Annotated in this window: 16 protein-coding genes; 3 read left to right on the forward strand and 13 right to left on the reverse strand. The window is 63.6% G+C overall.

Translation table 11 applies throughout. From position 1 onward, the window contains the following. The first annotated feature begins 60 nt into the window (after positions 1 to 60). From ABCV34_RS08295 to ABCV34_RS08305, 3 genes are all read left to right on the forward strand, one after another. Positions 61 to 1,563, forward strand: coding sequence for a leucyl aminopeptidase (locus tag ABCV34_RS08295; RefSeq protein WP_345795759.1), 1,503 nt, complete (start codon positions 61 to 63; stop codon positions 1,561 to 1,563). 1 nt (position 1,564) lies between these two features. Beyond that, positions 1,565 to 2,008 carry a DNA polymerase III subunit chi gene (locus tag ABCV34_RS08300; RefSeq protein ID WP_345795761.1) on the forward strand — a complete coding sequence of 148 codons (444 nt, stop codon included), beginning with the start codon at positions 1,565 to 1,567 and terminating at the stop codon, positions 2,006 to 2,008. A 110-nt stretch (positions 2,009 to 2,118) separates the two neighbouring features. Beyond that, a complete protein-coding gene (locus tag ABCV34_RS08305; RefSeq protein ID WP_345795762.1) occupies positions 2,119 to 2,820 on the forward strand; it encodes a Bax inhibitor-1 family protein in 702 nt (233 codons plus the stop codon). 8 nt (positions 2,821 to 2,828) lie between these two features. Here ABCV34_RS08305 and rarD read toward each other — a convergent pair whose 3' ends face one another. From rarD to fabG, 13 genes are all read right to left on the reverse strand, one after another. Then, entirely contained in the window at positions 2,829 to 3,740 is a 912-nt protein-coding gene (gene rarD / locus ABCV34_RS08310; protein ID WP_345795763.1) for an EamA family transporter RarD, read from the reverse strand. A gap of 21 nt (positions 3,741 to 3,761) precedes the next feature. Continuing rightward, positions 3,762 to 4,352, reverse strand: a complete 591-nt coding sequence (recO, locus tag ABCV34_RS08315) for a DNA repair protein RecO (protein WP_345795764.1) — start codon at positions 4,350 to 4,352, stop codon at positions 3,762 to 3,764. Then, positions 4,345 to 5,232 carry a GTPase Era gene (era, locus tag ABCV34_RS08320; protein ID WP_345795765.1) on the reverse strand — a complete coding sequence of 296 codons (888 nt, stop codon included), beginning with the start codon at positions 5,230 to 5,232 and terminating at the stop codon, positions 4,345 to 4,347. Before era ends, recO begins: the two co-directional genes overlap by 8 nt. After that, positions 5,229 to 5,984 (reverse strand): ribonuclease III, encoded by a 756-nt coding sequence (rnc, locus tag ABCV34_RS08325; protein WP_345798738.1) that lies wholly within the window; start codon positions 5,982 to 5,984, stop codon positions 5,229 to 5,231. The genes era and rnc overlap by 4 nt, the downstream gene beginning before the upstream one ends. Next, positions 5,984 to 6,871, reverse strand: coding sequence for a signal peptidase I (lepB, locus tag ABCV34_RS08330; protein ID WP_345795766.1), 888 nt, complete (start codon positions 6,869 to 6,871; stop codon positions 5,984 to 5,986). Before lepB ends, rnc begins: the two co-directional genes overlap by 1 nt. Before the next feature lie 9 nt (positions 6,872 to 6,880). Continuing rightward, a complete protein-coding gene (gene lepA / locus ABCV34_RS08335; protein ID WP_345795767.1) occupies positions 6,881 to 8,674 on the reverse strand; it encodes a translation elongation factor 4 in 1,794 nt (597 codons plus the stop codon). Between the two features lie 134 nt (positions 8,675 to 8,808). Further along, positions 8,809 to 10,254 (reverse strand): DegQ family serine endoprotease, encoded by a 1,446-nt coding sequence (locus ABCV34_RS08340; RefSeq protein ID WP_345798739.1) that lies wholly within the window; start codon positions 10,252 to 10,254, stop codon positions 8,809 to 8,811. 70 nt (positions 10,255 to 10,324) lie between these two features. Further along, positions 10,325 to 11,311, reverse strand: coding sequence for a MucB/RseB C-terminal domain-containing protein (locus ABCV34_RS08345; RefSeq protein ID WP_345795768.1), 987 nt, complete (start codon positions 11,309 to 11,311; stop codon positions 10,325 to 10,327). A 20-nt stretch (positions 11,312 to 11,331) separates the two neighbouring features. Further along, positions 11,332 to 11,838 (reverse strand): sigma-E factor negative regulatory protein, encoded by a 507-nt coding sequence (locus ABCV34_RS08350; protein ID WP_345795769.1) that lies wholly within the window; start codon positions 11,836 to 11,838, stop codon positions 11,332 to 11,334. A gap of 9 nt (positions 11,839 to 11,847) precedes the next feature. Beyond that, positions 11,848 to 12,447, reverse strand: a complete 600-nt coding sequence (rpoE, locus tag ABCV34_RS08355) for an RNA polymerase sigma factor RpoE (protein ID WP_345795770.1) — start codon at positions 12,445 to 12,447, stop codon at positions 11,848 to 11,850. Positions 12,448 to 12,457: 10 nt separating this feature from the next. Next, complete coding sequence (fabF, locus tag ABCV34_RS08360) at positions 12,458 to 13,687, reverse strand: beta-ketoacyl-ACP synthase II (RefSeq protein ID WP_345795771.1); 1,230 nt, start codon at positions 13,685 to 13,687, stop codon at positions 12,458 to 12,460. A 139-nt stretch (positions 13,688 to 13,826) separates the two neighbouring features. Further along, positions 13,827 to 14,066, reverse strand: coding sequence for an acyl carrier protein (acpP, locus tag ABCV34_RS08365; protein WP_043680887.1), 240 nt, complete (start codon positions 14,064 to 14,066; stop codon positions 13,827 to 13,829). Between the two features lie 190 nt (positions 14,067 to 14,256). Beyond that, positions 14,257 to 14,997, reverse strand: a complete 741-nt coding sequence (fabG, locus tag ABCV34_RS08370) for a 3-oxoacyl-ACP reductase FabG (protein ID WP_345795772.1) — start codon at positions 14,995 to 14,997, stop codon at positions 14,257 to 14,259. Position 14,998: the final 1 nt, after the last annotated feature.

Here is a 14,998-nt window from a genome sequence, read left to right on the forward strand (position 1 = left end):
GGAAAATGCGGAATAATGGACCGTCTGCCCCAGGCTGGTACCGCACCCAAGGAAAAACGAATGGAATTTAGCACAACGACGACCGCCGTCCTGCATACCCTGAAAACTCAGGCCCTGGCGGTCGGCGTCTTTCAGGACGGCATCCTGAGCCCGGCGGCCGATGCCCTGGACCAGGCATCGGGCGGTGCCCTGCGCTCGGTCATCCAGTCGGAATTCGACGCAGCCCCCGGCAATTGCCTGACCCTGCATGCCCCCGCCGGCATCGCTGCCAGCCGGGTCATTCTACTCGGACTGGGCGCGCAGGACAGCCTCACATCGGCGATTCTGGCGCGCGCGCACGAAGCCCTGGCGGCCTATTGCGTGCGCGCCGGCGTCAGCACCGCCGTCTCGACGCTATGCGCCCTGGAATGCGCGGATGCCGACCTGACCGACCGTGCCCGCACGACAGCCCGTCTGGTCAGTGCCGCCATCTACCGTTACGACCAGACCTTCAGCAAGGCCAAGCCAGCCGTCAAACTGCGCAGCTTCGCGCTGCATCTGTCCCGTGCCCAGGTCGCCAAGGCCAGGACGGGCCTCGACCAAGGCGCCGCCATCGGCGCGGGCATGAATCTCGCCCGACTGCTGGGCGATCTGCCGCCCAACGTCTGCACCCCGACCTATCTGGGCAAGACAGCCAAGAGCCTGGCCAAGCAGTTCAAGACGCTGAAGGCCGAAGTCCTGGATCAGAAGAAGATCGAAGCGCTGAACATGGGGTCATTCCTGTCGGTGGCACGCGGCTCGGCCGAACCGCCCGCCTTCATCGTCCTGCGCCACACCCCCAGCCAGGCGGCCGCGCGCAAGGCAGCCCCCATCGTGCTGGTCGGCAAGGGCATTACCTTCGACGCCGGCGGCATTTCCCTGAAGCCCGGGCCGGGCATGGATGAAATGAAGTTCGACATGTGCGGCGCCGCCAGCGTGCTGGGCACGATGCGCACCGTCGCCGAACTCGACTTGCCGCGCGAAATTATCGGCATTGTGCCCAGCTGCGAGAATCTCCCCAGCGGCACCGCCAACAAACCGGGCGACATCGTCACCAGCATGTCGGGCCAGACCATCGAAATCCTGAACACGGACGCGGAAGGTCGCCTGATCCTGTGCGATGCACTGACCTACGCGGAACGCTTCAAACCGGCCGCCGTGATCGACGTCGCCACGCTGACCGGCGCCTGCGTCATCGCGCTGGGCCACGTCAACAGCGGGCTGTTCACCCGGGACGACACCCTCGCGGCCGATCTGCTGGCCGCGAGCCGGCAGGCCCAGGACCCGGCCTGGCGCATGCCCCTGGACGAGGCCTACCAGGATTTGCTCAAATCGAACTTCGCCGACATGGCCAATATCGGCGGCCGGCCGGCGGGTTCCGTCACCGCGGCCTGCTTCCTGTCCCGCTTCACCGGCAAATATCCCTGGGCGCACCTGGACATCGCCGGAACCGCCTGGCTGGAAGGCAAACAGAAGAGCGCCACCGGCCGCCCCGTCCCGCTGCTGGCGCAGTATCTGCTGGGACAATGCCTGGCGGAACACTGACATGTCCCGGGTGGATTTCGCCTACGGGGCCACGCACCGTCTGCGAGCAGCCTGCCGCACGGCGGCGCGCCACGTGCGAGCGGGGCACCGCCTGCTGGTCTATTGCACCGATCCGCGGCGGCTGCGGCGCTTCGACGGCCTGCTGTGGGACTTCGATCCGGTCAGCTTCATCCCGCATGCGTTGGTCGACGACCCGCTGGCCGACCAGGCGGACGTGGTGCTGATCCCGGATACCACCGCCCTGGCCGCCATCACCTCGACCGGCTGGCTGCTCAATCTGGATCTGGATTGCCCCCCTGGGGCGGAGCGCTTCGAGCGCATCCTGGAGATCGTATCAGGGCACGACGCCGATCTGCAGGCCGCGCGCACCCGCTGGGCAGCTTATCAGCAGGCCGGGCACGAAGTCCGGGGGCATCGGCTGACGCCGGGAACCCTGAAGCCCTGAACCGGTCCAACAGGTGTCGCGATGGACGATATCGTTCAGCTTATTGTAAGATTGTAGTATCCACGATCCCGCATTCACGGGTCGATTCGATAAAAGGCAGGAAAAATACCATGTCCGATTTTCGCCAAACACTACCCCGGTCCGGCACCTACGACGTGTCGGCCGTCGCACGCAACCGCGTGCTGCGCAACACCTACTGGCTGCTGGCCCTGTCCCTGATCCCCACCGTGCTGGGGGCGGCCGTCGGCCTGCATTCCGGCATCAACAGCATCATGGCGACCAGCCCCGGCGTCAGCACCGTGGTGTTCCTGGTCGGCGCCTTTGGCCTCATGTTCATGATCGAACGCAACAAGAACTCCTCGCTGGGTGTCGCCCTGCTGCTGGGTTTCACGTTCTTCATGGGCATCATGCTGTCGCGCATGCTGGGCTTCGTGCTAGGCATGGGCAACGGCACCCAGCTCATCATGCTGGCCTTCGGTGGCACTGCCGCCGTCTTTGGTACGATGGCGACCGTCGCCACGACCACGAAACGCGATTTCACCCACCTGCAGAAATTTCTGTTCGTGGGCGTGGTGCTGCTGCTGGTCGCCATGGTGGCGAACATCTTTCTGCAGATCCCGGCCCTGATGCTGACCCTGTCGGTGCTGGCCATCGGCATCTTTTCCGCCTTTCTGCTGGTCGACCTACAGCGCGTGGTTCAGGGTGGCGAAACCAACTACGTCACAGCCACGCTGGCGGTCTATCTGGATCTGTACAACATCTTCACCAATCTGCTGATGCTGCTGGGCATCTTGGGCGGCAACCGGGACTAGTGCCCCGTTCAGGCCCGCTCGCCGGGCCGCGACGCCGGATGGCGGGCCTCGGCCCGCCATTTTTGCAGGCCTTCGAAAGCCACCAGCGCGACCGCCAGCCAGATGGGGCCGTACGTCAGCCACTGCGCCGGGGTGACCGGCTCTCCCATCAACAGGAAGGCAACCCAGAACAACAGCACCGGCTCGGCATAGCTCAGCAGCCCGAACAGGGTCATGGGCAGTTGCCGGGCAGCCGCCAGATACATCGACAAGGAAACAGCGCTCAGCAGTCCCAGCAACGGCACCTGCAGCAGCAGGCGCGGATGCGCCATAAAAATGCGCGCGGCCTCGGTGGCCTGCGACTGCAGGATCAGGATCGCGGCCGGCAGCAGAAACAGCATATCGAACCACAGGCTGCTCAGGGCATCGACCCGCAGACGCCGGCGCAGCATGAAATACGGCGGGTAGCCCAGCGCCACCAGCAGCGTCGCCCACGACACCGTGCCCAGGCGCCACCATTCGTGCCCTACCCCGAGCAGTGCGAAACCCACCGCCCAGGACTGCCAGCGGCTGAGGCGTTCGCCATAAAGCACCCGGCCCGCCAGCACCATCACCAGCGGCAACAGGAAATAGCCCATCGAAACATCCAGCGCATAGCCATGCAGGGGAGCCCAGACGAACAGCCACAGCTGCACGCCCAGCAACGCGGAACACAGCAACATGGCGGCAAGGAACCGGCCATGCATGAATCGCCGCGTGGTTTCACGCAGATTGCCCCAGCCTCGCGCCCGCTGCACAACCAGCGCCATCATCGGCAGACCCATCAGGATCCGCCACGCGAAGACGATGTCGCCGTCAAACGGCTGCATCAGCGTCGCATAGAAGTACATGGCGGCAAACAGCGCCGAGGATGCGACAGACAGGACGATGCCTTGCTTCATGAGGGCCGGCGCGAGAAAGGTTCAGTACCGCTGCAGATCCAGCAGGACCTGACGGGTGCGCAGCGGGGTGTCCAGCAGCTGGTCCAGGCGTTCCCGCAACGCCTGTCTGAGGGCGGGTTCGGCTGCCGCGTCATCGAAATCGGGCGGTGGAACATCCAGCCCGTAACCCGCCTGCTCCAGCAACAGCCACTCGAAGCGGCGCAAAGCGGGCGCATGCGAACGGGCCTGCGGATCCACCAGCGCGTCCAACGCCCTTTCATAGGCATCGTAAACCCCTGGATGCGGGTCCTCCCGGGGCATCAGGCGCAGGATCAGTTCGTTCAGGTACCAGGCGGACATCATGGCGCGGCCAGTCAGCAGGCGTACGGGACCGGATTCCGCCCGCACGAGGGTATGGATTTCCGCCGCTCCCGACCAGGACAGCCAAAGCGGCTGGAAGGCAACAAGGACCGGGCGCAGAACCGAATAGGGCCGTTTTGCGCCCTTGGCCACCAGGGCCACGCTGCCCTGGTCGCGCGCGAAACACTGGACGATCAGGGATGTTTCCCGCCACGGGCTGGCGTGCAGGACGTAGGCGCGCGCATCCTGGATGCGCTGGCCCCGTCTACTCATACCCCAGTTCCCGGAGGGTGGCTTCGCGCGCCGACCAGCCCTTGCGGACCTTGATGTAGACGTCCAGGAAAACAGGTTTTTCCAGCAGCTTCACCATGTCCTGGCGCGCCTCGGTGGCGATCCGTTTCATGTGCTGGCCCCCCGCTCCCAGGAGGATGGGGCGATGGCTCTCGCGTTCGATGACGATGCAGGCGGCGATCCGCACACCGGCTTCGTTTTCTTCCCATTGCTCGATGACGACTGTGCAGCCATAGGGCAGCTCGTCGCCGACCAGACGGAAGATCTTTTCCCGGATCAGCTCGGACACCAGGAAGCGCACCGGGCGATCGGTCAGGGACTCCGCCTCAAAGAGGTGTTCGCCTTCGGGCAAATATTGGGCGATTTCCCCGATCAGGACATCGAGCTGCGTCCCGCGCGCGGCGCTGACCGGCACCACGGCCGCATAGGAAAATTCCTGCGTCAGACGTGTCACGTAGGCGAACAGGGCGTTTTTGTCCTTCAGCGTGTCGATCTTGTTGACCACCAGGACGACGGGGCGCTGCGTCGGCAGCAGCGGCACCACGGCGGCGTCGCCCGCCGACCATTTCCCGGCCTCGACGACGTGGACCACCACGTCGACCTCCGCCAGCGCCTGGGTGACGACCCGGTTCATCATGCGGTTCATGGCGCCGCCATGCCGCGTCTGAAAGCCGGGCGTATCGACGAAGACGAACTGGTCCGCATCGCGGGTCAGGACGCCGTGGATGCGATGACGGGTGGTCTGCGCCTTGCGCGAAACGATGGAGAGTTTGGCGCCGATCAGGGCGTTGCTGAGCGTCGACTTGCCGACGTTCGGCCGCCCCACGAGGGCTACGAAACCGCAACGGCTGGGTGTGCTCATTTTTTCTCCTGGGGGACTGCGACGGGCAGCGACAACTGGGCTGGCTTATGGTGACGCCGCGACGAGCGGCGCGCCGGACCCAGCGCCTCGATGGCCGCGATGACCTGTCGGGCCGCGGCCTGCTCGGCGGCCCGCCGGCTGCTGCCGGAAGCCTGGATGCGGATGTCGAGCTGCGCGGCCTCGCAGAGCACGTCGAAGGTCTGATCATGCGCGGCACCGTGGGTGGAGACGACTTCGTAGCGTGGCAGGCCCAGCCCCCGCCCCTGCATGATTTCCTGCAGCAGAGTTTTTGGATCCTTGCCGAAGGTGCGCACGTCGATCTGGGACAGGATCGGGCGATAGAGACGCTCGATCACGCGGCTGACCTGCGGATAACCACCATCCAGATACAGGGCGCCGAAGATGGCCTCCAGCGCGTCGGCCAGGATCGACGGCCGGCGGAATCCGCCGCTCTTGAGTTCGCCCTCGCCCAACCGCAGATAGGTGGACAGGGATAGTTTCTGGGCGATGTCGGCCAGGGCGGCCTGCTTGACCAGGTTGGCCCGCACACGCGACAAGTCGCCTTCGTCCATCTCGGCGTGCTCGGTGAACAGCAGCGTGGAGACGACGAAATTCAGCACCGAATCACCCAGGAATTCCAGCCGTTCGTTGTGCGGCATGCCGTGGCTGCGATGCGTCAGCGCCTGCTCCAGCAGGTGCTGATCCTGGTAATGGTAATCCAGGGCGGCTTGTAGCGTATCGAGCCCGGCCATCATTCAAACCCGCCGATCCGGCTGGGCGAACTGAAATTCATCCAGATGAAGAAAGCCCGCCCGACGATGTTGCGATCCGGCACGAAGCCCCAGTAGCGGCTGTCCAGGCTGTTGTCACGGTTGTCGCCCATCATGAAGTAGTGATTGGCCGGCACGGTGCAGCGCACCCCATCGCTCAGGTACGTGCAATCCTGGAAGTCGGGGAACCGCGTAATGGGCATGAAATCCTGGGACACGTTCGCGTTCAGCAGGACGCGGTGCGACACGTCACCCAACTGTTCGCGGTACTGGCCCACGTAGGCTGCCCGGTCGGGCTCGTAATAATCGCCATCGCGTTCCCGGGGCACCGGCTTGCCGTTGATGGACAGGGTCTTGCCGCGGTATTCGACCACGTCGCCCGGCACACCCACCACCCGCTTGATGTAATCCACGGTGGGGTCCACGGGGTAGCGGAACACGACCACATCACCGCGGTGCGGCGACCCGAGGTCGATGATCTTGCGATCGATCACGGGTAGACGGATGCCGTACTGGAACTTGTTCACCAGAATCAGATCGCCGTTTTCCAGGGTGGGCAGCATGGAGCCGGAGGGAATCCGGAAGGGTTCGACCACGAAAGACCGCAGCACGAACACGAACAGGATGACCGGAAAGAAGCTGACGCAGTATTCCACCCACCAGGGGGCGCGGTTGGCGCGTTCGTATGCCTGTTCGCATTCGGTGCGCAGGGCGTCGGGATCCAGGCCGGCCGCATTGTTGCGGCAGGCGTGCTCGGCCGCCTGCGCGCGCGCGCGCCGCCTCCCCCGCAGCAGGAAGCGGTCCAGCAACCAGACCAGCCCCGTGATGACCAGGGCAATAAACAGCAACAGCGCGAAATCCCAGCTCATCGGCAATCCTTATTTGTCCTCGACCTGCAGGACAGCCAGAAAGGCCTCCTGCGGGATTTCCACGTTGCCGACCTGTTTCATGCGTTTCTTGCCGGCCTTCTGTTTTTCAAGCAGTTTTTTCTTGCGTGTGATGTCGCCGCCATAACATTTGGCCAGTACGTTCTTGCGCATCGCCTTGACGTTCTCGCGGGCAACGACCTCGGCGCCGATGGCCGCCTGGATGGCGATATCGAACATCTGGCGCGGAATCAGCCCGCGCATGCGCGTCACCACGTCCCGGCCCCGATGCCGCGCATTGGCGCGGTGCACGATCATGGACAGGGCATCGACCTTGTCGCCGTTGATGAGCAGATCGACACGGACCACGTCGGCGACACGGTATTCCTTGAACTCGTAGTCCATGGACGCATAGCCGCGCGACACGGATTTCAGCCGGTCGAAGAAGTCCAGCACGATCTCCGCCAGCGGGATCTCGTAGCTGAGATGCACCTGACGGCCGTGGTAGCTCATGTTGAGCTGCACCCCGCGTTTCGATGTGCACAGCGACATCACGGGCCCGACGTATTCCTGCGGCATGAACAGCGTGACGTTCATGATCGGCTCACGGATTTCCTGGATATGGCCGACTTCCGGCATGCGGGCCGGACTGTCCACCATCAGCAGGGTGCCGTCCCGATGCAGAACCTCGTAGACCACCGACGGCGCGGTGGTGATGATGTCCATGTCGAATTCGCGCTCGAGCCGTTCCTGGACGATGTCCATGTGCAGCAGACCCAGGAACCCGCAGCGAAAGCCAAAACCCAGCGCCTGGGAGACTTCCGGTTCGAACATCAGGGACGAATCATTGAGCTTGAGTTTTTCCAGCGAATCGCGCAGCTGATCATATTCGCTGGACTCGACGGGATAGACACCGGCGAAGACCTGAGGCTTGACTTCTTTGAAGCCGGGCAGCGCCCCCGCGGCGGGTTTGTTGGCCAGCGTGACGGTGTCGCCGACCTTGGCGTGTTCGAGTTCCTTGATGCCGGCGATGACGAAGCCGACTTCTCCGGCGGACAGCACGTCGCGCGGCTGGGACTTGGGGGTGAAGACCCCCAGCTGTTCGCACAGGTGCGTGGCGCCGGTCGCCATCAGCAGGATTTTGTCCTTGGGCCGCAGCGTGCCATTGACGATGCGCACCAGCATCACCACGCCGACATAATTGTCGAACCAGGAATCGATGATCAGGGCCTGCAGAGGCGCCTGCGGGTCGCCCTGGGGGGGCGGCACGCGGGCGACGACGGCCTCGAGGATCTCGTCGATCCCCAGGCCGGTCTTGGCGCTGGCCTGGATGGCGTCGGTGGCGTCGATGCCGATGACGTCCTCGATCTCGGCCGCCGCCGCATCCGGGTCGGCGGAGGGCAGGTCCATCTTGTTCAGGACCGGCACGACCTCGACGCCGAGTTCGATCGCGGTGTAGCAGTTCGCCACCGTCTGGGCCTCGACGCCCTGGGTCGCATCGACCACCAGCAAGGCGCCTTCGCAAGCCGACAGGGAGCGGCTGACCTCGTAGGAGAAGTCCACGTGGCCCGGTGTGTCGATCAGGTTCAACGCGTAGACGCGGCCATCGGCCGCCACATACCGCAGCGCCGCCGTCTGCGCCTTGATGGTGATGCCCCGCTCGCGCTCGATGTCCATGGAATCGAGCACCTGGGCGGCCATTTCGCGATCCTGCAGCCCTCCACAGCGCTGGATCAGACGGTCGGCGAGGGTCGATTTGCCATGATCGATGTGCGCAATGATGGAAAAGTTGCGGATATGGTCCATAGACGGAAAGCAGGAATCGGGAGAATCGGAAGGCCCGGGGAACGAGAAATCCCCTGCCCGCAAGTCAAAGAGGGGACGCCGCAGGGCGCCCCCTCTCGTTCAGCTGGTATTTTAGCTTTTTCCCGCCGGGGGGATCACTGGAGCTTCACGATCACCCACTGGGACTGTTGATCCCGGCTGACCAGCAACACGACCGGGTGGGACTTGTCCAGACCCTTGACGACCTTTTCGTACTGCTGGGGGCTGGTGATGTCGGTCTCGTTGATCCGCAGGATGAGGTCGCCCGCCTCGATGCCGGAATCCGCCGCGGGGCTCTGGGACTGGACCACGACCACACCCTGATTCGTGCCGGAATCCGCCGGCAGCGCCTTGACGCTCAGGCCCAGGCGGTCGACCCCGGTCTGGGACGGCCGTTCCTGGTTTTGCGGGTTGGCGACCTTTTGATCGAGTTCGGCGACTTTGGCCTTCAGGTCAAGAGTCTTGCCCTTGCGCCAGACCTGGAGAGTGGCTTCAGTACCCGGCCGGGTCGCACCCACCAGACGCGGCAGATCGGTCATGTGTACGATCTTCTGGCCATTGAATCCCGTGATCACGTCACCGGCATGGACCCCGGCTTTGGCGGCCGGACCATCGGGTTCCACGCTGCTGACCAGCGCGCCGTGGGCGGTGCCCAGACCCAGCGCCTTGGCGACATCATCCTGGACTTCGGTGATCTGCACGCCAATGCGCCCACGGGTGACCTTGCCGTGCGCCTTGAGTTGATCGACCACACGCATGACCTCGTCGATCGGAATGGCCAAGGAGATCCCCATGAAACCGCCACTGCGTGAAATGATCTGGGAATTGATCCCCACGACCTGTCCCTGCAGATTGATCAGCGGGCCACCGGAATTGCCCGGATTGACCGCCACATCGGTCTGGATGAAGGGCAGATAATCACCCGTGTCGCGGTTGATGGCGCTGACGATGCCGGCCGTCACGGTCGAATCCAGACCAAAGGGCGAACCGATCGCCAGGACCCACTGGCCTTTCTTCAGTTTGTCGGAATCGCCGATGGGCAGGGGTTTGAGGTCCTTGGCATCGATCTTCAGCAGGGCGATGTCGGTACGCGCATCCGTCCCGATGACCTTGGCCTTGTATTCCTTGCCGCTGGTCATGGTGACGAAAATGCCGTTGGAATTGTCCACCACGTGATTGTTGGTCAGGACATAACCATCGCTGGAGAGGATGAAGCCGGAACCGATGCCGCGCGGCACCGTGCGTTCCTTGGGGGTCGGCTGATTGGGCTGGCCGTGGGGTTTCTGCTGCTGCGGGCCGAACCCCGGCGGCATGAAGTCGGGGCCGAAGAACCAGCGGAACAGATCGGAGGGATCGCCGTTACCCCCGGGCCCCACCGGAGAACGCCGTACCGGGACGGCCTCTGTCGTGCGGATGTTGACGACCGACCCTTCGGTTTCCGCCACCACCTGGGTGAAATCGGGCAATGCCACCTTGGGCGCGGGCGCGGTCGGTGTCTCGGCCCAGGCCACGCCCATGGGCAGCGTCGCCGCCAGCAGCAGGCCGGCAGCCGCACCCGCCATCATCCGCTTGACGCCGTCAGCACTCGGCAAATTGAAAGCCATGAAATTCTCCTTGGAGGAAGAGCGATGTTTAATGGGCGGCCTGCGGGACGTATTGCACGGCGTGGGCCAGATCACGAACGGTCCGGGCCGGAACCTCGCCGACGGCGGTCAGCCAATAGGATGCCAATCGCATCCGGTAAATATTGACTGCGCCCTGTCGCAGGTCTCCCTGTCTGATGGTTTGATCGCGTTTCGGATCAAAGGTTTCAATGAAGATCGAAATCGCCGACAAACCGTCGGACACGACCATCTGGTCCACGGCGTGATCGGGGCCGATCTGGCGGGATAATTCGGCGACCGGCCGGAAGCCGGCCGGCAGGGAAAAACGCCAGCCCCGGGCGTTCAGATCGATCGGCGTGCTGGTTTCAGTCAGCAAGCGCCAGTCACGCGTATCCCATTGGGAAGCCAGCGATCCGGGCTTGACATCGGCCCCCATCCGGATACTGCTGAATGCGACCTGATCCACCAGATGTCCGGCCGGGTCCAGGGTCTGGGATTTCAGCAACAGATGGGTCTTGAGATCGGTGCAGATCCGATAACTGTAGCGCAGGCGATCCCTGGCCTTCAGTTCGGATACCGAACAGTTCCGCCCCGCGATCCGATAGGTGCGGGACGAGGGCAGCCAGTCGTAATGCTGTACGATCGCCTGTTCGTTGCCCAACAGCAGGCCGGGGAAATGGTCGCTGCGCGCGGGCTGGATGACGACGATCTTGTGTTCCGGCTGCAGGCATTGCTCGACCCCGTTTTCGCGCATGCATTCCCGGGGGGCGCCGTCGAGCATCTCGAGGCGTTCATGTTCTCCGGTGCCGTCGACCACGTGGACCAGACGGGACGCCTGTAGAAGATGGCCCTGCTGGTAGACATAGATGCCGGAATAATCCAGTGAACGCGCGGCGGACTGAACCTGCTGCAGAAATGCCAGTGTGTCCTTGCCGGATGCGGCGGCCTGCGCGCCAGCCGACATCAGGACGCCCAGGCCGAGAATCAGCCCCAGGCCCCATCCAGTCGGCCGCACCGAGAGCCGCCACGACACCATCAGCGAGACCCCATGCCGTCGTACGACACCTGACGCACGGGGCCGGCGCCCGCCATGTCCTGATGGGCGGCCATGTAATCCGTCAGGGTCGGATCAGCGGAGTCGGTTTCGGCTGCCTGAGCCAATACCGGCGTCGTCGCCTGCGGTGCGCCAGGTCCGGACAGTAAAGGCCGGACGATCCAGACCACCGACGCGACAGCGGCTGCCACCGCCAGCCCGGACAAGCCAAGACGCCAGGCATGCCGCCTGGACAGCGGGGCCGGCGCCAGCACGGCGGGTTCCGCGTCCAGCGCCGCCGACACCCGCGCATAGAAGCGTTCGGACGGCTGGATGGCCAGATCCCGACTGCGCATGACATCGCCAATCAGGTGATAGGTATCCCAGACCTGGCGTCCATAAGGGGTATCCAGTTCTTCCGCGCGCAGATCGGCTTCGCCATCGACCCAGGCCGATACCGAAGATTCCCAAGAAGCCTCTGCCGCGAGCGGTTCGCGATCGGTATTCATGATGACTCCTTACCAGCGATGTGCCGGGTCCTGATCCATGATGGGCCGCAAGCGGCTGGCAATCGCTTCCCGTGCCCGAAAAATCCGGGACCGGACAGTCCCGATCGGACACTGCATGGTGCTGGCGATATCTTCATAACTCATCCCTTCGATCTCTCGCAACACAATCGCCGTTCGCAAATCGTCTGGCAAGGCCTCGATGGCCTCGTTGACAGTCTCTGCGATCTGACGGCTGGCCATCATCGATTCGGGTGTGCTGTGGTCACTTAGGCCATCAATCTGGTCAAAAGTTTCACCGTCTTCGCCTTCCAGGGGAGAGACGGTCGCCGGCCTACGGAAACTGGCCGATTGCCAGTTGCGCGCGGTATTGACGGCGATACGGTACAACCAGGTGTAGAACGCGCTATCGCCCCGGAATTGAGGCAATGCCCGATAGGCCTTGATGAAGGCCTCCTGGGCGACGTCCTCGATTTCGGCGGGATCGTGGATCATGCGCGAAAGCAGGCGCATGATCTTGCGCTGGTATTTGATGACCAGCAGATCGAAGGCATGCCGGTCGCCGCGCCGCACGCGCTCGACCAGCGCGAGGTCGACCTCGCGCTCGCTCATGCCGGTTCCCTTACAGGCGTCCCACGATCATCGACCCATTGGTGCCGCCGAACCCGAAGGAATTCGACAGCGCCACGTCGATCTTCAGATCGCGCGCCTGATTGGCACAATAATCCAGGTCGCATTCGGGATCCTGGTTGAACAGATTGATGGTCGGCGGAGAAACCTGACGCTGCACCGCCAGGGTCGTGAAGACAGCCTCGATCCCGCCGGCGGCACCCAGCAGGTGGCCGGTCATGGATTTGGTGGAATTGACGACCAGTTTGCGGGCATGGTCGCCAAACGCCAGTTTCAAGGCTTCAGTCTCGTTTTTGTCGCCCAGCGGGGTGGACGTGCCATGAGCATTGATGTAACTGATCTGGTCGGCATTCACACCGCTGTTGCGCAGCGCATGCAGGATCCCGCGACGCGGACCATCCTGATCCGGGCTGGTGATGTGATGCGCGTCGGAACTCATGCCGAACCCCAGAAATTCAGCGTAGATGCGGGCGCCACGGCGTTTCGCATGTTCGTATTCTTCCAGCACCAGCACACCGGCACCCTCGCCCAGGACGAAACCGTCCCGGTCCCGGTCCCAGGGGCGCGAAGCCGTGGTCGGATCATCATTGCGGGTGGACAGCGCGCGCATCGCGGCGAACCCGCCCATGCCCAGGGGCGAAACGGAGCTTTCCGCCCCGCCGGCCACCATGACGTCGGCATCGCCGTATTCGATCAGGCGGGCCGCGTCGCCAATGGAATGCAGGCCGGTCGTGCAGGCGGAGACCACGGCGTAGCTGGGGCCCTTGAGGCCCAGCATGATGGACAGCTGCCCCGAAATCAGGTTGATCAGCGAAGCCGGCACAAAAAACGGCGAGATACGCCGGGCACCCCGCTGCAGGTATTCGGTCTGGGTTTCCTCGATCCGGGGCAGGCCGCCGATACCCGAGCCGATGATGGTCCCGATGCGATCGGCGTTTTCGCCATCGATGTCCAGCCCCGAGTCGCGCCAGGCCTGAATACCGGCCGCCACACCATAATGGATGAAGGTATCCATCTGTTTGGCTTCTTTGACGCCGACGTAGGACGTCACATCGAACCCCCGCACTTCCCCGGCGATCTGGCTATTGAGAGCCGAGGCGTCGAACCGTGTCACCGTCCCGATGCCGGAGCGGCCATGGATGAGGTTTTCCCAGGCAGTCTCGACATCGTTGCCCACGGGCGACACAATGCCCAATCCGGTTATGACGACACGTCGTTTCACATACGGCTCCTGAAATAAAAAAGGCAGTTCATGGCAGATCACCAGGTCGGACACGCAGACTGGCCTGCCCGATGATCACCTGTCACGAACTGCCCGAGACCCAAACGCGGCAGGATGCCCACGTCGGGTCGGAATGAGATTACTGTTTGCTATGCGAGGTGATGTAATCGACCGCCTGCTGTACCGTCGTGATCTTCTCGGCTTCCTCGTCGGGGATTTCCGTTTCGAATTCGTCTTCCAGCGCCATCACGAGCTCGACCATGTCGAGCGAATCGGCACCGAGGTCGTCAAGGAACGAAGATTCGTTTTTGATCTCGGCTTCGTTGACGCCAAGTTGCTCAGCGACGATCTTCTTGACGCGCTGTTCGATGCTTTCCATGCATATCTCCAGTGAGAGAAAAATCCCGCGAATTATAGCCAAACGAGAACAGCTAGGCTGCGGGTTGTGATCAAAAAAAAGCAGCTCGGGCTATCCGATGGAATCCGTACCGGACGGTTGAAGCCCCGAGACCTGCCTACTAAGTTTGAACGGATTTTACCTTAGACGGCTGTGATCCGTTCCCGGTACTCTACATGTACATACCACCATTGACGTGCAGCGTCGTGCCTGTTACGTACCCGGCCTGGGGGCTGGCCAGATAAGATACGGCATGGGCGATTTCCGCCGCGGAGCCCAACCGGCCCAGCGGAATCCGCTCCAGGATCGCAGCCGTCTGGGTCTCGTTCAGGGCGCGGGTCATGTCGGTGTCGACAAAGCCCGGCGCCACGCAATTGACTGTGATCCCACGGCTGCCGAGTTCCTGCGCCAGCGCGCGCGACATGCCGGCCACACCGGCCTTCGCCGCCGCATAATTGGCCTGCCCGGGATTTCCGCTATAGCCGACCACCGAGGTGATATTGATGATGCGGCCCCAGCGGGCCTTCATCATGATTTTCGCGACCCCCCGTGACAGACGGAAGACAGCCGACAGATTCGTGCTCAGTACGGCGGCCCAGTCTTCGTCTTTCATGCGCAGGATAAGCCCGTCTCGGGTGATCCCAGCATTGTTGACCAGGACGTGCGGCCCGCCCTGCGCAGCCAGTTCCGCCAACAGCGCGTCGCAGGTGGCCGCATCGTCCACATTCAGCACCGCGCCGCGCCCGCCCATCGGAGCCAGCACTTCAGTGATCGCATCCGCGCCCGCTGCCGACGTCGCCGTGCCCACCACGGTGGCGCCCGCCGAGGCCAATTCCAGCGCGATGGCGCGGCCGATGCCGCGCGACGCGCCCGTCACCAGGGCAATCCTGCCCGTCAAAACCGGTTCTGACATA

Source organism: Castellaniella sp. MT123 (assembly GCF_039614765.1).
Taxonomy (GTDB): Bacteria; Pseudomonadota; Gammaproteobacteria; order Burkholderiales; family Burkholderiaceae_B; genus Castellaniella.